Origin of the sequence: Amycolatopsis sp., assembly GCF_025464955.1 — a bacterium.
Taxonomy (GTDB): Bacteria; Actinomycetota; Actinomycetes; order Mycobacteriales; family Pseudonocardiaceae; genus Amycolatopsis.
In genome coordinates this window covers 64,532-81,874 of sequence record NZ_JAODNM010000130.1, presented here as the reverse complement: position 1 = coordinate 81,874, position 17,343 = coordinate 64,532, and the positions used below count along the sequence as shown (strand labels likewise).

Genomic DNA, 17,343 nt, shown 5'->3' with positions numbered 1-17,343 from the left:
ACGCTGGGGCCTGCGGCCACCAGCCGATCAGGGTTAGTCCACACAACCGACCATGATCAACTGGTGGCCGCACCTGCCTGCGGGCAGCCCACCAGCGACATCACGAAGTCCGGCTGGAGTACTAGGGACCCCACGGCGCACGAAAGTGCCGGACGGGAACGTCGTGTCGGGCTGCGGTCTACCGCAGCAGGGACTGGGGGCGGCCGGGGCACGTGGGCTGGATCAGAGCGTTCAAAGCCACAAGGGTGACCCCGAGGGGTCCGTCAACGCGACGCGCAACGACAGCCGCGAGCCGCCTAGTTGTTGCTGACGAAGGTGGCGGCGAGGCCCTGGCCGACCGACGTCGCGGTGGTGTGGTTCTCGATGGGCGAAACCTTGGAGTTCTTGAAGCACAGGTACGTCACGCCGGAGTCGGTGCCGCCGTTGCTCGGGTCCGGGTTGATGCCGAGCGCCTTCGCGGTGGCGTAGGAAGCCTCGCCGATGATCGCGGTCGGACCGGTGTCCCCGATGACGGCGTATTCCACGTTGCCGTTGTAGATCACCGCGCAGGAGCCGCCGCCCTTGAGGTTGGACGAGCCGTACTTCCAGATGCTGCTCGAACTCGGCACGACGATGTAAGGCAGGCTCGACGCGATGAGCGGTTTGCCGTCGGACTGGTGGAACGCGGTGTCGTTCTGGTAGCAGCAGTCGGTGTTTTCGTTGCACTGGCTGGTGCGCTGGCCGTCGCAGTCGACGTCCATATCGGCCTTCCAGAACACGGCGCCGGCGGCGTCGCAGATGGCGACGGTCTTGGCGCTCACGTCCTCGTCGGTCTTGTACTTGCCGTTCGAGATCTGCTTGCAGCTGTTCATCTTCGCGAGCAACTGGGCTGCGGTCGGCGCGGCCGCAGGTGCCGCGCTGACGACCGGCGCCGCGGGCACCGACGGGCTCGCCGAGGCCACGGCGGCGGGGGTGAGCGCGACGGCCAGGAACATGGTCGCCAGCAGGATCAGTTTCCGCATACCAGTCCTTCCTTAGTTAGGAAAGCTTCTTTACTCGGACAAGAAGGACAGGATGCACCTACTGTGACGCGGCACACAAGCGACCATCAGGGGTTGTTTTTCCGTACTACACCGGCACCACACCACGGGGCGTGACCAAATCCGTCAGCGGCGGCCGATCTTGACGTACCGCGCCGCGCGGCGCGCCACCTGCCGGTACATGCCCTTGCCGGCGACGACGATGTCGACCCAGTCGCGGTCGAGGTCGCACGGCAGGCTCGTGCGCGACTGGAGCCAGTCGCCCTCGCGCGCCAGGCTGCCGTCGTTCGAATACGCCCGGACAACGCCGGCCATCCGCAGCCGTTCGAGCACTCGCCGGTCGTAGAAACCGAACGGGAGTGCCACGCGTTCGACCGGCGCTCCGCCGGCATCGGCGAGCAGACTCGACGCCTCGGTCAACTCCTGCGCGAACCCGGCCTCGCCGAGTCGACGCCAGTCGCGATGCGCCCAGCCGTGCGAGCCGATCGCCATGCCCGCGTCGGCCAGTGCGCGGACGCCGTCGCGATCGACCCTGCCCCGCTCGCCGAGCCCGCCGGCGAGCGGGAAGAACTCCGCCGTCAGCCCGCGCTCGACCAGCCGCGGCAGCGCGATCTCGACGTCGGAAGAGTTGCCGTCGTCGAAAGTGAGGTTGACGTCGTCCCGTTCGGCCACCGCGTCGAGCACGCGCTCGAACTGCTCGACGGTCACCCAGCTCTCGTTCTCCCCCGGATCGAGGGCACGGCGGGGTCGACCGATGCCGTGAACGGTGAGATTCACGACGGTTGACGACATCGAACGCCTCGCTCGGGGACTAGTACGGCTCTTTCCCCGATTAATCGCAGGTGCGCGCCCGAAGTTACGTTATCTACAGAAAATTGTGACTACGAAAATTTACTTGCGAATCTCGAGCGTGCAGCATTTCGGCCCGCCGCCGGCCTTCCGCAGTTCGGAGATATCGACCATCACCGGTGCGTATCCCCGCGCGACCAGGCGTTCGGCCAGCGCGGTCGCCTCCAGCGGCAGCACGACGTTGCGGCCGTCGGACACCCCGTTCAGCCCGAAGCACTCGGCGTCGGCGGCCGTGGCGAGCACGGCATCCGGGAACAGCCTCGCCAGCACGCGCTGTGAACCGGCCGAGAATGCGGCGGGGTAATAGGCGATCTGCGCGGACGTGGTGTCGGTCGCCTCGGCGAGCACGAACAACGCCGTATCGAGGTGGTAATACCGCGGGTCGACGAGGTTCAGCGACACCACGGGCACCCCGAGTGTCTCCTGCGCTTCGGCGTGCGCCGCCGGGTCGGTGCGGAAGCCGGTGCCGGCCAGCAGCAGCTTGCCGGTCCAGGCGAAGTCGCCCTCGGCTTCGTTGATCTTCTCCGGCATGGTGATGTCGCGGTAGCCGTGTTCGGTGAACCAGCGGCGGAAATGCTCGGCCTCGGCGGTGCGTTGCGGGGCGCGGAACCGCGAGCCGAGCACGCGCCCGTCGATGACCGTGCCGGAGTTCGCGGCGAACACCATGTCGGGCAGGCCGGGCTGAGGGTCGATCTCCTCGACGGTGTGGCCGAGGCGGCGGTAGGTGTCGCGCAGCTCCGTCCACTGCGCGACCGCGCGCTCGGCGCTGACCGGCTGCGACGGGTCCATCCAGGGGTTGATCACGTATTCGACCGCGAAGAAGCGCGGTGCGCACATCAGGTAGCGGCGGGTGGTGGGCACTCGCATCTGGTCCAGCGGCACAGGAACCTGCATAAGTAGAGGGTATGACGCCGTCGATCTGCAATCAATCGCTGTTCAGTGCGCGTATACCTGCTAAACATTGCGTATGAACACCATCGACCAGCGAATCATTTCGCGGCTTGTCGCCAACGCGCGATCCAGCTACGCCGACATCGGCAAAGTCGTCGGCCTGTCCGCGCCCGCGGTCAAACGCCGGGTCGACCGGTTGCTGGAGACCGGGGTCCTGCGCGGGTTCACCGCGGTCGTCGACCCGGAGGCGCTCGGCTGGGGCACCGAGGCCTTCGTCGAGGTCCACTGCCAGGGCAACGTGGCGCCCGCGCGCATCCGCGCCCGCCTCGAACCGCTCCCCGAGGTCGTCGCGGCGTACACCGTGTCCGGAGCCGCCGACGCCATCGTCCACCTGCGGGCCGCGGACATCCACCACCTCGAAACCGCGCTCGAACGCCTTCGCGGCCTGGAGATCATCGACCGGACTGTTTCGACGGTCGTGCTGTCCCGGCTGCTGGAGCGTCCGCCCACCCCGGAGACCTGACGCACCGGGCGGCACGCGAGAGTGGGCCGATGACCGACACCATCCGGACCGAGCACACCGGCCGGGTCGCGGTGCTCACCGTGCATGCCCCGGGCAGCCGCAACGCGCTCACCCTCGACCTGTCCGCGCACCTCGCCGACGCCGTCGCCGCCGCTGAGGCCGACGAGAACGTCCACGCTGTGGTCGTGACCGGCACCCCGCCCGCGTTCTGTGCCGGAGCGGACCTCTCCGCGCTCGGGGAAGCCCGCGAAGAAGGCCTGCGCTCGATCTACGCCGGGTTCCTCGCCGTCGCGAACTGCACACTGCCGACGATTGCGGCGGTGGGCGGCGCGGCCGTGGGCGCCGGGCTCAACCTCGCGCTGGCCGCCGACGTCAGGCTCGCCGGCCCGCACGCGAAGTTCATCGCCCGGTTCATGGAGCTGGGGCTGCATCCCGGCGGCGGGATGACGTGGATGGCCCAGCAGGTCGTCGGGCCGCAGCGGGCCGCCGCGATGACGCTGTTCGGCGAGGTGCTCGACGCCGACGCGGCCGTCCGCGCCGGGCTCGCGCTCCGCCGCGTCGAGGGCGGTCACGACGCCCTGCTCGAAGCGGCGCTAGGCCTCGCGAAGGTGCCGTCGGAGGCTCCACGCGAGCTCGTGCTGGCCACGAAGGCGTCCATGCGCCTTACGAGGACACTGAGCGCGCACGCCGACGCCGTGGACGCCGAGATCGCGCCGCAGGTGGCCTCGCTCGACTCCCCCGGCTTCGCCGAGCGGCTCGCGGCCATGCGAAACAAGATTCGCGGAACAAGTAGCTGAGGACTGGTTGTTCCACTAGAGAGACGGGGCTCACAACCGGGGCTCCGACGTCAACCGTTACTATGAGTCACACCTAAATTTGGGCACCTGTCCTAGGCCGGTTCGGGTCAATATCCGGCATTGACCATGCAGTGGTCACACCCGGCGGTCTTCGGTCAATTCACGAGATAACCTCGTTGTGTGGGTGGTTGCCTTGATGGCAGGCGCCCGGGCTCCGGCCACAGCGGCAAGAGCGGCCTAGAGCGATGAAGCGAGTCGGGAGAGAGGGATTCCCTTACCCATGAGCACGAGTGTGAACGGCAACGGCGCGCTGTCCGCCACCCGGCAGACGGAGATCAGCCAGTTGGACAGGGTGGTCATCCGCTTCGCGGGCGACTCCGGTGACGGTATGCAGCTGACCGGGGACAGATTCACCTCGGAAGCGGCGGCGTTCGGCAACGACCTGTCCACCATGCCCAACTTCCCCGCCGAGATCCGCGCGCCTCAGGGCACCATCCCCGGCGTCTCCTCGTTCCAGGTGCATTTCGCCGACTACGACATCCTGACCCCCGGCGACCGGCCGGACGTGCTCGTCGCGATGAACCCGGCCGCGCTCAAGGCGAACCTCGCCGACGTGCCCAAGGGCGGCATGATCATCGTCAACACCGACGACTTCTCCAAGCGCAACCTGGTGAAGGTCGGCTTCGACGGCGACCCGTTCGAAGACGGCACGCTGACCTCGTTCACCGTGCACCAGGTCGCCATGTCGACCCTGACCCGCGGCGCGCTGGAAGCCACCGGCCTGTCGAAGAAGGACGCCGAGCGCGCGAAGAACATGTTCGCCCTCGGCCTGCTCTCGTGGATGTACCACCGCCCCACCGACGGCACCGAGACCTTCCTGCGGGAGAAGTTCGCCAAGAAGGCCGACATCGCCGAGGCGAACATCCTGGCGTTCCGCGCCGGGTGGAACTACGGCGAGACCACCGAGTCGTTCGCGACGACGTACAAGGTCGCGCCGGCCAAGCTGGACCAGGGCACCTACCGGCAGATCACCGGCAACACCGCACTGGCCTACGGCCTCATCGCCGCCGGGCAGCAGTCCGGGCTGCAGATCCTGCTCGGTACGTACCCGATCACCCCGGCCTCCGACGTGCTGCACGAGCTGTCGAAGCACAAGAACTTCAACATCCTCACCTTCCAGGCCGAGGACGAGATCGCCGGGATCGGCGCCGCGCTCGGCGCGTCCTACGGCGGCGCGCTGGGCATCACCTCGACGTCGGGCCCCGGTGTGGCGCTGAAGTCCGAGGCCGTCGGGCTCGGCGTGATGACCGAGCTGCCGCTGGTCGTCATCGACGTCCAGCGCGGTGGCCCGTCGACCGGGCTGCCGACCAAGACCGAGCAGGCCGACCTGCTGCAGGCGATGTTCGGCCGCAACGGCGAGTCCCCGGTCCCGATCGTCGCGCCGATGTCCCCCGCGGACTGCTTCGACGCCGCGATCGAAGCCACCCGCATCGCGCTGAAGTACCGGACGCCGGTGATGCTGCTGTCCGACGGCGCGATCGCGAACGGCTCCGAGCCGTGGCTGGTCCCGAACGTCGAAGACCTGCCCGACCTGCGGGTCGAGTTCGCGAGCGAGCCGAACGCCACCGACGGCTCCGCCGAGTTCTGGCCGTACGTGCGCGACCCCGAGACCCTCGCCCGCGCTTGGGCGGTGCCGGGCACCCCTGGCCTGCAGCACCGCATCGGCGGGCTGGAGAAGGCCGACGGCACCGGGCACATCTCCTACGACCCGGCCAACCACGAGAAGATGGTCCGGCTGCGGCAGGCCAAGATCGACGGCATCGACGTGCCGGACCTCATCGTCGACGACCCTCCCCCCACTGACGTTGGGGGTACCCCCATTCGCGGCAAGGCACGCGTGCTCGCGCTGGGCTGGGGCTCGACATACGGCCCCATCGGCGCGGCGTGCCGCCGGGTCCGCAAGGAGGGCATGCCGATCGCGCAGGCGCACCTGCGCCACCTCAACCCGTTCCCGTCGAACCTCGGCGCCATCCTCAAGTCCTACGACACCGTGGTGCTGCCTGAAATGAACCTGGGCCAGTTAGCGATGTTGTTGAGGGCGAAGTACCTCATCGACGTCCACAGCTACACCAAGGTCACCGGCATGGCGTTCAAGGCAGAGGAACTGCAGGGCGTCTTCACCGACGTCATTACCGCGAGCAGCAGCGTTAACAGCAAGGAGGCGGCGAAGTGACCGCGATTGACTTGGGTCTTCCCGAGCTCGGTGGCCTGGCGCTGGTGCCGACGACCGACGCCCCGCAGAAGGCCAAGGACTACAAGAGCGACCAGGAGGTCCGCTGGTGTCCCGGCTGCGGTGACTACATCGTGCTCAACGCCGTCCAGTCGTTCCTGCCGACGCTCGGCCTCAAGCCCGAGAACATCGTGTTCATCTCCGGGATCGGCTGCTCCTCGCGGTTCCCGTACTACCTGAACACCTACGGCATGCACTCGATCCACGGCCGCGCGCCGGCGATCGCGACCGGGCTCGCCACTTCGCGCCCGGACCTGTCGGTGTGGGTCGTCACCGGGGACGGCGACGCGCTGTCCATCGGCGGAAACCACCTGATCCACGCGCTGCGCCGCAACGTGAACCTGAAGATCCTGCTGTTCAACAACCGCGTCTACGGGCTGACCAAGGGCCAGTACTCGCCGACGTCGAACCCGGGCATGGTCACCAAGTCCACCCCGATGGGCTCGGTCGACACCCCGTTCAACCCGCTGTCACTGGCGATCGGCGCCGAGGCGTCCTTCGTCGGCCGCGCGCTGGACTCCGACAAGGCCGGGCTGACCGAGGTCCTGCAGGCCGCCGCCGAGCACCGCGGTTCGGCGCTGGTGGAGATCTACCAGAACTGCCCGATCTTCAACGACGGCGCGTTCGACGTGCTGAAGGACAAGGAAGAGGCCGCGCAGCGGCTGATCCCGCTGAAGGCAGGCGAGCCCATCCGGTTCGGCCCCGAGCAGGAGTACGGCGTCACCCGCAGCGACTGGGGCGGCCTCGATGTCGGCAAGGTGTCGAACATCGGCGAGGAGAACCTCGTCGTGCACAACCCGGGCATCGTGGACCCGGCGTACGCGTTCGCGCTGTCACGGATCGGCGACCAGAACCTGTCGCACACGCCGATCGGCATCCTGCGCAACGTCGCCCGGCCCACCTACGACGACCAGGCCCGCGCGCAGGTCTCCGCCGCGCAGCAGGCGAAGGCTCCGGACCTGCAGTCCCTGCTCCTCGGCAAGGACACCTGGACAGTCGCGCCTTAGGTCCAGTCGCGCAAAAGACCCCTCGGGGCCACCCTTGTGGCGTTCAACGCAACAGGGGTGGCCCCGAGGGGTCCTTGCGTCCTACCTACGTGAGCGGCCTGAATCCGACGCGCTCGGCGTCGTCCGGGGTGCGGAACCAGACCTCGGCCACCATGCGCGGGAACTGCGCGGAGTCCTCGGTGCAGTAGCGCAGCGCGGTGACGCTCGCCTTGACGGCGAACTCGTCGGCCGGACGACCACCGCCCGGCCGCGGCATCGCCGAACCCGGACCGAACGGTCCGGCCGGGACGGACGAGTCCGCGACTTGGTGCCGCGAGGCGACCGGCTCGGGGGGCGTCTGCTGGTTCGGCGGCACGGACGGCTCGAACAGGGACCCGCTGTGCCCGCCGGTCAGCTCCGGGCTCGGCTCGCGGCGCTCGACAGCGCGCATCGACGGCTGGATCGGCCGAGGCGGATCGAAGCCGCCTCGGGGTGACTCACGGCGTTGGCGTTTGGGCAGGATCTGAGTCTCCTCCATGGGCGACTCGGAAACCCCCGACGGCTCCGGCCGATCCGCCGAGCCGAACGCGTACGTGGTCTCCACGTGTTCCGCCTCGGGTAAGGGCTCGATGCCGCCGAACTGGGGTGCCTCGGGCTCGGCTGCCTCGTGCCCGCCGACGTCGGCCACCGGCTCGGCGTGACGCGCGGCCGGTGCCTGGAAGAGCTCGGTCGCGGGAGAGTCGTCGAAGTAGGAGTGCGGCGCGGACGGCTCCTCGAACGGCGAGCGCTCGGGGAGGTCCTCTTCTTCGTCGCGGTCGAACCAGCGCGGCACGAGCGGCTCGGGTTCCGGGTGCTGCTCGTGCTCGGGCTCGACGCCCGGCTGGAACAGGGACTCGCCGACCGAGGGCTCCAGCGTGTCGGACAGGGACGACTCGAGGAGGTCGGCGACCGGCGGCTCGGGCTCCGCCTCCGCTTCCGGCACCGGCTGGAAGTACTCCGTGGGCGGCGAGATGGACCGCTCGGGTTCCGGCTCGAACGTCGGCTGGCTCGACGGCCGCGCGGCCAACTCGTCGAACTCGGCGAACTGCTCCTCGAACGGATCCGTTTCCTTGTGGATCTCCAGCTCGGGGTAGTGATCCAAAGCCGACTCGGGGTACAGCGCGGGTTCGACGGTAGTCGGCTCGCTGTACTGCTGCTCCTCGTCGAACGTGCCGATGGCATGACGTTCGAGGTACGTCGTCGTGGCAGCCGCCTCGTCGACCGGCTGCGCCGGCTGCTGGACGACGGCGCGCGTCGTCTCGGCGTGTGCCACGGCCAGCCGGCTTTCCAGCGTGCGGATCCGCTTCCGCGCGGGCAGGACCAGGACGAGCCAGGTCAGGACCGCGCCGATGACGAATGCCAGCAGGCTCCACAGCCAAACCTGCCCGAAAATGGACATATCCGCCGTCTCCTGTGTCTTATGCGAACAGCTCGGCCGAGGCCGGTACTACAGCCCCGTCCGGCATCCCCGCATGCCCCTTCAGTGCGTGCGCGCGACCAGGTAGTCGGCAACCGATTCGCACGCGTCCCGCGCGGGTGAAGCGGGAAGCGAAGCAAGTTCGGCACGCGCGCGCTGAGCGTAGTCGGAAAGGGTAGCCCTCGCTCGATCGAGGCCCGCAGAGGCCCGCAGAAGATCGAGAGCCTCTGTGACCTGGGCATCGTCACTGATGGGACCGGCCAGCAGCTCGACGAGCCGGAGGTCCGTGGCGGGGTCGGCGAGCGCGTACAACATCGGCAGGGTGCGGACGCCCTCGCGGAGGTCGGTGCCCTGTGCTTTGCCCAGCTCGTCGGACTCGGACGCGATGTCGAGGATGTCGTCGGAGATCTGGAACGCCGTGCCGATGATGTCGCCGAAGCGGCGCAGCGAGTCGATGTAGTCGTCCGGGGCGCCCGACATCATGCCGCCGAACCGGCCGGCCGTGGCGATCAGCGAGCCGGTCTTCTGCGCGATGACGGTCAGGTAGTGCTCGACCGGGTCCTCGCCGTCGCTCGGCCCGACGGTCTCCCGCATCTGGCCGGTGACGAGCTCGCCGAAGGTCTCCGCGATGATCCGCGCCGCGTCCGTGCCGAGGTCGGCCACCAGCCGCGACGAGTGCGCGAACAGGAAGTCGCCGGTGAGGATGGCGATGGTGTTGTCCCAGCGGGCGTTGACGCTCTCGGCGCCGCGCCGCATCGTGGCCTCGTCCATCACGTCGTCGTGGTAGAGCGTCGCCAGGTGCACGAGCTCCACCGCGGCGGCGGCGATGATGACGTGGTCCTCGTTCTCCTTCTCCCCGAACTGCGCGGACAGCAGGGTGAACATAGGACGGAAACGTTTGCCCCCGGCTTCCACCAGGTGCGATGCGGCGTCGTTCACGGCCTTGACGTCACTGCGTACCGTCTCGCGCAGCAGCTCTTCGACCGCGTTCAATCCGCCCGCGAGCTTGCGCAACAGCTGCTCGTCGTCGATCTGCAGGCCGACGGTCGCGCGCAGGTCTTCGATGGCGCCACCCTGAACTGACACGTCGGCTCCACTCTCTCAACACTGGGTCGGGGTCGTTACCAGCGTAATGGCAACCCCTGCGGAGCCGTTGACCTGCGGTACAGCGGAAACGGTGACGAACGTGACACCTGGCCCCCGACCAGGGGCGACGCGCTCCCCACGCGGGCCGCCGCAAGCCCCTGAAGTGCAGTTAGCGGGCTAAATGTAGCGCTTAGGCATGCTAAGGAACGTGGTCTCCTGCTCGGCCACGGAGTCCCCTGCTCGTCCAGGTCGGCCAGCAGCCGGGCGCGGGTCCCGGCCAAAAATGTACGGATCTGTGGCCCACCGCACGATCGGATGTCGATCGCATCACCAACGGGGGCCAACGGCTCCTCGATCGGGTGGATGCTTTCAAGATCGTCTAACGCCCGGGGCGCCCGCGCGGATATTCGTCTCACCGGAGGACAACTCCGCGACCACAGGAGAGCGATATGCGCACTACCAGGATGAACAGGCTGGGACTCGGCGGCGCGATCCTGCTCGCCGCACTCGCCCTCGGCGCGACCCCCGCACAGGCCACCGCGCCCACGAACGGCACCGCGTCACTGGGCTCGGTCGCCTTCACCAAAGGCAACCAGAGCCAGGTTTCGGTCCCGTCGCTGGCACCCTGCAGCCTCCAGGGGCCCGCGACGGCGTCGTCGGGACCCGTCGTCAAGTCCGGGGTGACCCTCGGCGGCGGCACGACCACCTGCACGACGACCACCGCCAACGGCGCCAAGACGACGCAGTCCGTGGCCACCGGCAAGGACTTCGCCCTGACCGCGCTGGCCGGCACCACCCTCAGGATCAAGACGTACGGCGCCACCTGCACCGGCTCGTCGACCGGCACGAGCGCGGGCTGGACCTTCGGCGGCATGTCCGGCCTGACCGGGCTCCCGGCGCAGATCCCGTCGGGCTACGTACACCAGGTGAAGCAAGGCAGCACAGTGCTCGCGGAGATCACCTTCGGCGAGTACATCCTGCCGAACCCGGCCGACGGCAGCATCGCGCTGAACACACTGCACATCCGGTTCAAGCCGGCGTCGCACATCACGGGCGACATCGTCCTCGGCGCGACTGCCTGCACCCCGGTCGGCTAGAAAGCCGTGAAGGCCACCTTCACGGCCGATTACGCCGTGAAGGTGGCCTTCACGTCCAGCTGAAACGACCTACGAGGCGAAACCGCCGGCGCCGGCCCAGTTCAGGGCGAACGCCGGCGCGATGCCCAGTACCAGGGTGACGAGCACGCCGAGCGCGATCGCGGTGGTGGTGAAGGCGCCCGGCAGGGTCACCGTCGGGCCGTCCGCGGCGGGCTCCGAGAAGTACATCAGCACGATGACCCGCAGGTAGAAGAACGCCGCCACCGCGCTCGCGACCAGCGCGATCACGACCAGCGGGGCCATACCGTCGGACAGCGCGGCCGAGAACACCACGAACTTTCCGATGAACCCGCTCGTCAACGGGATACCCGCCAAGGCCAGCAACAGGAACGTGAACACCGCCGCCAGCACGGGCGAGCGTTTGGCCAGCCCCGCCCAGGCGGACAGATGGGTCGCCTCACCGCGCGAGTCGCGCACCAGGCTGACCACGCCGAAGGCCGCCAACGTCGTGAAGCCGTACGCCAGCAGGTAGAACAGCGTGCCGGACAGGCCTTCCTTGGTTATCGCGAGGACACCGACGAGCAGGAAGCCGGCGTGCGCGATCGAGGAGTACGCGATCATGCGCTTCACGTCGGTCTGCGTCAGGCCCAGCACCGCGCCGATCACCATCGACACGATCGCGACGGCCCACAGCACCCCGCGCCATTCCCAGCTCGTCGAGCCGAACGCGACGGTGATCACCCGCAAGATCCCGCCGAACGCGGCAACCTTGGTGCACGCGCCCATGAACGCGGTGACCGGCGTCGGCGCGCCCTGGTAGACGTCCGGGGTCCAGGTGTGGAACGGCCCGACCGAGCCCTTGAACAGCAGGCCGACCACGAGCAGGCCCATCCCGGCGAACAGCAGCGTGTCGGACCGGTCGGAACCGGCGGCCGCGGTGGCGATGTCGCTCAGCTTCACCGAGTTCGCGTAGCCGTAGAGCAGCGCGAGTCCATAAAGGAAGAACGCCGAGGAGAACGCGCCGAGCAGGAAGTACTTGACCGCCGACTCCTGAGAGAGCAGCCGGCGCCGACGCGCGAGACCGCACATCAGGTACAGCGGCAGGCTCAGGACTTCCAGCGCGATGAACATCGTGAGCAGGTCGTTCGCCGCGCAGAAGGCCATCATGCCGCCGAGCGCAAACAGCGTCAGCGGGAAGACCTCGGTCTGCATGCCGGTGGACTGGACCTGCGCCCGGTCCTGGAACGTGCCTGGCCGGATCGCGGCCTGCGCGACGAACGCGCCGCCGGGCTCGACCGAACGGTCCGCGATCAGCAGGACCGCGCCGAAAGCCAGCAGCAGCAACGTTCCCCAGAGGAACAACGACGGCCGGTCGACCGAGATCGCCCGGTTGAACGTCGTCAGCCCGGCCGAAGACGTGCTGCCGATGCTGCCGTACCAGACGAGCGCGACACCGGCGACCACCAACCCGACCAAGCTCAGGGCGACCTGCATCGACCAGCGCAGATGTTTCGGCAGGAAGGCCTCGAACAGCACGCTGACGCACGCGACCCCGAGGACGATCAGCATCGGCGCGACGGCCCAGTAGTTGACCTGGGGCGTCGCGATCGGCGCTGGTTGCTGCGCGAGGAAGGACTGGGCGAACCCCGTCATCTCAAGAAACACAGTTACTTGCCTCCCTGTGCGGTGACCGAGCTCAGCGTCGCCTGCACGGACGGGGTGATCGTGTCCAGAATCGGCTTCGGGTAGAAACCGAGACCGATGATCAGTACGACCAACGGGACCAGCAGCGCGATTTCCTTGCCGCCCAGGTCCTTGATGGCCTTCTTGGCGCCGAGCTCCGGCGCCAAGGCAGTGCCGGGGCCGCCGCCGACGCCGCCCGCCCGTCGCTCACCGCCACCCTCAACGGACGTGCTGTGCACGACTGTCTCCATCAGAGCGTCACCGCGGACCGGACCCTGCATGACGCGTTGGTACAGCCACAGCACGTAGACCGCTGCGAGCACCATGCCGACCGTCGCGATGATCGTGTACACCGGCTGCGTCGTGAACGACCCCAGCAGCACCAGGAACTCACTGATGAAGGAGTTCGTACCCGGCAGCGACAGCGTCGACAGACCGGCGATCAGCAGCATCCCGCCGAGCAGCGGGGTCACCTTGCCCATACCGCCGTAGTCGGAGATCCGCGAGGACCCGCCGCGCATGATGACCAGCCCGACCACCACGATCAGCATCCCGGTCGCCAGGCTGTGGTTGAGCATGTACGAGACCGAGCCGACCATGGCCTGCTCGTTGAAGCTGAAGATGCCCAGCGCGATGAAGCCGAAGTGGGCGATCGAGACGTAGGCGATGAACCGCTTCATGTCCGTCTGCCCGGCCGCGAGGATCGATCCGTAGATCACCCCGACCACCGCGAGAACGAGCACGAGCGGCGCGAGCTGCTTGCTCGCCGCCGGGAACATCGGGATCAGGTAGCGCAGGAAACCGAACGTCCCCACCTTGTCCAGCACACCGACGACCAGCACGGCGACGCCGATCGGCGCCTGCCCCGCGGCGTCCGGCAGCCAGGTGTGGAACGGCACCAGCGGCGCCTTGATCGCGAAGGCCAGGAAGAAGCCGAGGAACAGCCAGATCTGCGTCGACGTCGGCGCGTCCCGGACGACCGTGACCAGCGTGGCCCAGTCGAAGGTGCCCTTGCCGTACTTGTCGACCGACAGCGAGTACGCCCCGATCGCCGAGGCCAGCATGATCAGGCCGCCGAGGAACGAGTACAGGAAGAACTTGACCGCCGCGTACTGCCGGTTCGGGCCGCCGTAACCACCGATGAGGAAGTACATCGGGATCAGCATGATCTCGAACAGCACGTAGAACAGGAACACGTCGGTGGCCGCGAAGACCGCGATCGTGGTCGCCTGCTGCAGCAGGATCAGCGACAGGTACCCGCCCGCGCTGCGGCCGGCGGGGAGCTTGTCGAACCGGCCGACCCCGCCGATCACGATCGGGATCAGCAGCGCGATGACCGCGATCATGATCAGCGCGATGCCGTCGACCCCGAACGAGATGTGGATGCCGAAGGTCGGGATCCAGTCCATTGTGGACGCTTCTTGGATCCGCGCGCCGCTCGGCGAGTAGTTCGCCCACAACGGGATGATCAGCGCGAGCTCGACCAGCGACACGATCAGCGCGGTGGCCGTCGCCAGCTTGTCGTTGTTCTTCATCCCAGCGACCACGACTGCCCCGACGACGGGCAGCAGGATGAGGGCTAGCAACCAAGTCATGAGAACCTCACCAGCAGGAGTGCTGCCACGATCAGGAACGTGCCGCCCAGCATGGACAGCGCGTAGGAGCGGACGAACCCGGTCTGCAACCGGCGCATCCGGCCGGACGCACCGCCGAGCAGTGCGGACAGGCCGTTGACGGCGCCGTCCACGCCCCGGTTGTCCACGAACACCAGTGCCCGCGAGAGCCAGGTGCCCGGGCGGGCGACCAGTGTCTCGTTGAGCGTGTTGCCGTAGAGGTCGTTACGCGCGGCCCGGACGAAGACCGATACCCGCTCGGGACGCGTCACCGGAACGTCCTTGCGGCCCACGAAGAGCCAAGCGGCGCCGACCCCGAGCAGCGAGAGCACGATCGTCAGTATCGAGATCAGCCCGGACGGAAGCACGCTGTGCTCGGCCGCTTGCAGCTTCCCGACGGTCGGGGAAAGCCAGTCGGCGAACCTGTCGCCGAGCTTGAAGAAGGCGCCGGCGACGACCGAACCGATCGCCAGGATGATCATCGGGACAGTCATCGAGCGGGGCGACTCGTGGGGATGGAAGTCCCGGCCGTCAGTACTCTTGATGTCCTTCCATCGTTCCTTGCCGAAGAAGGTCATCAGCACCAGTCGCGTCATGTAGAACGCCGTCAGCCCGGCGCCCAGCATCGCGGCGAGGCCGAACACCCAGCCGCGCCAGCCTTCCTGGCCGAACGCGGCTTCGATGATCGCGTCCTTGGTGAAGAACCCGGAAAACGGCGGGATGCCGATCAGCGCGAGGTAGCCGAGGCCGAAGGTGACGAAGGTGATCGGCATCTTCTTCCACAGCCCGCCGAACTTCCGCATGTCGACTTCGTCGTTCATGGCGTGCATGACCGAACCGGCGCCGAGGAAGAGGCCTGCCTTGAAGAAGCCGTGCGCGACCAGGTGCATGATGCCCAGCGCGTAACCGAACGGGCCGAGCCCGACCGCCAGCATCATGTACCCGATCTGACTGACCGTGGAGTACGCGAGGACTTTCTTGATGTCGTCGTACGCGCAGCCGATGATGCACCCGATCAGCAGCGTGATCGCGCCGATGATGGTGACGACCAGCCTGCCGTCCGGGGTCAGGTCGAAGATCGGATTCGAGCGGGCCACCAGGTAGACCCCGGCCGTGACCATCGTCGCCGCGTGGATCAGGGCCGAGACCGGGGTCGGGCCCTCCATCGCGTCGGGAAGCCAGCCCTGCAAGGGGAACTGGCCGGACTTACCGCAGGCACCGAGGAGCAGCATCAGGGCGATCGCGGTGATCGCGCCAGGCGGCACGTGCGAAATCCCGGCGAACACCTGGGAATAACCGGTGCTGCCGATGTACTTGTACATCAGGAAGATCGCGATGGCGAGGCCGATGTCACCGACCCGGTTCATCAGGAAGGCCTTCTTCGCCGCCGTGGCAGCCGAAGGGCGGTCCTGGTAGAAGCCAATCAGCAGGTAGGACGCCAGGCCGACACCTTCCCAGCCGAGATACAGCGTGAGGAAGCTGTTGCCCAGCACCAGGATCAGCATCGAGGCGACGAACAGGTTGAGGTACGCGAAAAACTTCCGCCGGTCCACGTCCCCCGACATGTAGCCGATCGAGTAGAAGTGGATCAGCAGACCCACGCCGGTGATCAGCAGGATGAACGTCAGGGACAGCGAGTCCACCCGCAGTCCGAAGTCGACCTGGAGGGCGCCCACCGGGATCCACGAGAACAGCTTCGTGTCCACAGTGGCCTTGCCATCCGCCGCGAAGAAGAGGACTACGGCGTAGACAAAGGACAGTGCGACGGTGGCGACGCCGAGCAGGTGGCCCCACGAGTTCGTGCGCTTGCCGCCCAGGAGCAGGACAAGTGCGCCGAGGGCGGGAAAAGCCACCAACAGCCACGATGATGCGGTCACTCTTGAACCCCTAGTACTTCAGCAGGTTGGTGTCGTCGACCGAGGCCGAGCGCCGGGTGCGGAAGATCGACATGATGATCGCCAGGCCGACAACGACCTCGGCGGCGGCCACGACCATCACGAAGAACGCCATCACCTGGCCGTCGAGCCCGCCGTTGATCCTGGCGAACGTGACCAGCGTGAGGTTGACCGCGTTGAGCATCAGCTCGATGCACATGAACACGACGATCGCGTTGCGCCGCACCAGTACTCCGACGGCTCCGATACAGAACAGCAGCGCCGACAAGAGGAGGTAGTAGGTGGGAGTCACTTCTCTTCGTCCTCTCCGGTGTCTTCCGCAGGCTTCACGGCCGGTCCGCCGACGAGCGCGCGGGCGTCCGGGTGCTCGCCCTGGTCGGCGACCCGCTTGCGCTCAGCTTCGAGCCGGGCGGCCGACGTCGACTCGATGAGCGCCGAAAGCGACTCCGGGGCCACCGAACCGTCCGGCAGGAGCGCCGGGGTGGCGACCGAGTTCGCGGTGGCGAAGACACCGGGACCGGGCAGCGGTGAAGGCCGCTCGTACTCGCCGCGGAACCGCGCCTCGACGAGCTCCTTCTGGGTCCGCTTGCCGCCCTTGGCATGCCGGTCGCTGAAGGCCAGCACCATCGCGCCGAGCGCGGCGGTGATGAGCAGCGCCGAGGTCAGCTCGAACGGGAACAGGTAGTCGGTGAAGATCAGCCGCCCGAGGCCGCCGGCGCCACCGCCCTGCGGGGTCGCCGGGTCCAGCTCGGCGGCCGGGGTGACGCTGGTCAACGCGCGGGTCAGGCCGCCGGCGATCAGGCCGGCCAGCCCGATGCCGAGCAACGTGGCCATCAGCCGCTGGCCGCGCAGCACTTCGACGACCGAGTCGGAACTCTCCCGGCCGACGAGCATCAGCACGAACAGGAACAGCATCATGATCGCGCCGGTGTAGACGATGATCTGCGTGAACCCGAGGAACGGCGCCTGCTGCATCATGTACAGCGCGCCCAGCGACAGCATGGTCAGCACCAGCCACAGCGCCGAGTGCACCGCGCCGCGGGAGAAGATCATGCCCAGGGCGCCGAGCACGCAGATCGGGCCGAGGATCCAGAACGCGATGGCCTCGCCGGTGCCGACCGAACCCGCGCCGGCGTCCTGCGCGAGCAACATGGTGGA

General features: G+C 67.9%; 15 protein-coding genes. 5 read left to right on the top strand and 10 right to left on the bottom strand.

The window, feature by feature from the left end:
- Positions 1-296 precede the first annotated feature (296 nt).
- From JWQ81_RS34300 to ddaH, 3 genes are all read right to left on the bottom strand, one after another.
- Positions 297-1,001, bottom strand: coding sequence for a glycoside hydrolase family 75 protein (locus JWQ81_RS34300; RefSeq protein ID WP_297548005.1), 705 nt, complete (start codon positions 999-1,001; stop codon positions 297-299).
- A 144-nt stretch (positions 1,002-1,145) separates the two neighbouring features.
- Positions 1,146-1,811 carry a polysaccharide deacetylase family protein gene (locus JWQ81_RS34295; protein ID WP_297548003.1) on the bottom strand — a complete coding sequence of 222 codons (666 nt, stop codon included), beginning with the start codon at positions 1,809-1,811 and terminating at the stop codon, positions 1,146-1,148.
- 99 nt (positions 1,812-1,910) lie between these two features.
- Positions 1,911-2,762 carry a dimethylargininase gene (ddaH, locus tag JWQ81_RS34290; protein ID WP_366942365.1) on the bottom strand — a complete coding sequence of 284 codons (852 nt, stop codon included), beginning with the start codon at positions 2,760-2,762 and terminating at the stop codon, positions 1,911-1,913.
- Between the two features lie 73 nt (positions 2,763-2,835).
- Here ddaH and JWQ81_RS34285 point away from each other — a divergent pair, with 73 nt between their 5' ends.
- The 4 genes from JWQ81_RS34285 to JWQ81_RS34270 all read left to right on the top strand — a co-directional run bounded on the left by JWQ81_RS34285 (position 2,836) and on the right by JWQ81_RS34270 (position 7,376).
- Positions 2,836-3,282, top strand: a complete 447-nt coding sequence (locus JWQ81_RS34285; protein ID WP_297548001.1) for an Lrp/AsnC family transcriptional regulator — start codon at positions 2,836-2,838, stop codon at positions 3,280-3,282.
- A 29-nt stretch (positions 3,283-3,311) separates the two neighbouring features.
- Complete coding sequence (locus JWQ81_RS34280) at positions 3,312-4,079, top strand: enoyl-CoA hydratase (RefSeq protein ID WP_297547999.1); 768 nt, start codon at positions 3,312-3,314, stop codon at positions 4,077-4,079.
- Between the two features lie 280 nt (positions 4,080-4,359).
- A complete protein-coding gene (locus JWQ81_RS34275; RefSeq protein WP_297547997.1) occupies positions 4,360-6,312 on the top strand; it encodes a 2-oxoacid:acceptor oxidoreductase subunit alpha in 1,953 nt (650 codons plus the stop codon).
- On the top strand, positions 6,309-7,376 hold the full coding sequence (locus tag JWQ81_RS34270) for a 2-oxoacid:ferredoxin oxidoreductase subunit beta (protein ID WP_297547995.1): 1,068 nt from the start codon (positions 6,309-6,311) through the stop codon (positions 7,374-7,376). Before JWQ81_RS34275 ends, JWQ81_RS34270 begins: the two co-directional genes overlap by 4 nt.
- 85 nt (positions 7,377-7,461) lie before the next feature.
- Here JWQ81_RS34270 and JWQ81_RS34265 read toward each other — a convergent pair whose 3' ends face one another.
- The gene (locus tag JWQ81_RS34265; protein ID WP_297547993.1) at positions 7,462-8,793 is read right to left on the bottom strand and encodes a hypothetical protein; all 1,332 of its coding nucleotides are present in this window, start codon (positions 8,791-8,793) and stop codon (positions 7,462-7,464) included.
- Positions 8,794-8,874: 81 nt separating this feature from the next.
- Positions 8,875-9,897 (bottom strand): polyprenyl synthetase family protein, encoded by a 1,023-nt coding sequence (locus JWQ81_RS34260; protein WP_297547992.1) that lies wholly within the window; start codon positions 9,895-9,897, stop codon positions 8,875-8,877.
- A 449-nt stretch (positions 9,898-10,346) separates the two neighbouring features.
- On the opposite strand from JWQ81_RS34260, the gene JWQ81_RS34255 reads away from it, so the two are divergent.
- Positions 10,347-10,994, top strand: a complete 648-nt coding sequence (locus JWQ81_RS34255; protein WP_297547990.1) for a hypothetical protein — start codon at positions 10,347-10,349, stop codon at positions 10,992-10,994.
- Between the two features lie 69 nt (positions 10,995-11,063).
- Here JWQ81_RS34255 and nuoN read toward each other — a convergent pair whose 3' ends face one another.
- From nuoN to JWQ81_RS34230, 5 genes are read right to left on the bottom strand one after another with little or no spacing between them, the layout of a single operon-like run.
- On the bottom strand, positions 11,064-12,647 hold the full coding sequence (nuoN, locus tag JWQ81_RS34250) for an NADH-quinone oxidoreductase subunit NuoN (protein WP_297547988.1): 1,584 nt from the start codon (positions 12,645-12,647) through the stop codon (positions 11,064-11,066).
- A 14-nt stretch (positions 12,648-12,661) separates the two neighbouring features.
- The gene (locus JWQ81_RS34245; protein WP_297547986.1) at positions 12,662-14,272 is read right to left on the bottom strand and encodes an NADH-quinone oxidoreductase subunit M; all 1,611 of its coding nucleotides are present in this window, start codon (positions 14,270-14,272) and stop codon (positions 12,662-12,664) included.
- The gene (gene nuoL, locus JWQ81_RS34240; RefSeq protein ID WP_297547984.1) at positions 14,269-16,167 is read right to left on the bottom strand and encodes an NADH-quinone oxidoreductase subunit L; all 1,899 of its coding nucleotides are present in this window, start codon (positions 16,165-16,167) and stop codon (positions 14,269-14,271) included. The genes JWQ81_RS34245 and nuoL overlap by 4 nt, the downstream gene beginning before the upstream one ends.
- A 10-nt stretch (positions 16,168-16,177) precedes the next feature.
- Positions 16,178-16,477, bottom strand: coding sequence for an NADH-quinone oxidoreductase subunit NuoK (gene nuoK / locus JWQ81_RS34235; RefSeq protein WP_297547982.1), 300 nt, complete (start codon positions 16,475-16,477; stop codon positions 16,178-16,180).
- Positions 16,474-17,337: an NADH-quinone oxidoreductase subunit J gene (locus JWQ81_RS34230; RefSeq protein WP_297548017.1), complete on the bottom strand. Its 864-nt coding sequence runs from the start codon at positions 17,335-17,337 to the stop codon at positions 16,474-16,476. The genes nuoK and JWQ81_RS34230 overlap by 4 nt, the downstream gene beginning before the upstream one ends.
- Between the last annotated feature and the right edge of the window lie 6 nt (positions 17,338-17,343).

What these genes read in the sequence shown, in the direction of transcription:
- JWQ81_RS34300 (WP_297548005.1), bottom strand. Translation starts at nt 1,001, where the DNA reads ATGCGGAAACTGATCCTGCTGGCGACCATGTTCCTGGCCGTCGCGCTC.
- JWQ81_RS34295 (WP_297548003.1), bottom strand. Translation starts at nt 1,811, where the DNA reads ATGTCGTCAACCGTCGTGAATCTCACCGTTCACGGCATCGGTCGACCC.
- ddaH (WP_366942365.1), bottom strand. Translation starts at nt 2,762, where the DNA reads ATGCAGGTTCCTGTGCCGCTGGACCAGATGCGAGTGCCCACCACCCGC.
- JWQ81_RS34285 (WP_297548001.1), top strand. Translation starts at nt 2,836, where the DNA reads ATGAACACCATCGACCAGCGAATCATTTCGCGGCTTGTCGCCAACGCG.
- JWQ81_RS34280 (WP_297547999.1), top strand. Translation starts at nt 3,312, where the DNA reads ATGACCGACACCATCCGGACCGAGCACACCGGCCGGGTCGCGGTGCTC.
- JWQ81_RS34275 (WP_297547997.1), top strand. Translation starts at nt 4,360, where the DNA reads ATGAGCACGAGTGTGAACGGCAACGGCGCGCTGTCCGCCACCCGGCAG.
- JWQ81_RS34265 (WP_297547993.1), bottom strand. Translation starts at nt 8,793, where the DNA reads ATGTCCATTTTCGGGCAGGTTTGGCTGTGGAGCCTGCTGGCATTCGTC.
- JWQ81_RS34255 (WP_297547990.1), top strand. Translation starts at nt 10,347, where the DNA reads ATGCGCACTACCAGGATGAACAGGCTGGGACTCGGCGGCGCGATCCTG.
- nuoN (WP_297547988.1), bottom strand. Translation starts at nt 12,647, where the DNA reads ATGACGGGGTTCGCCCAGTCCTTCCTCGCGCAGCAACCAGCGCCGATC.
- JWQ81_RS34245 (WP_297547986.1), bottom strand. Translation starts at nt 14,272, where the DNA reads ATGACTTGGTTGCTAGCCCTCATCCTGCTGCCCGTCGTCGGGGCAGTC.
- JWQ81_RS34230 (WP_297548017.1), bottom strand. Translation starts at nt 17,337, where the DNA reads ATGTTGCTCGCGCAGGACGCCGGCGCGGGTTCGGTCGGCACCGGCGAG.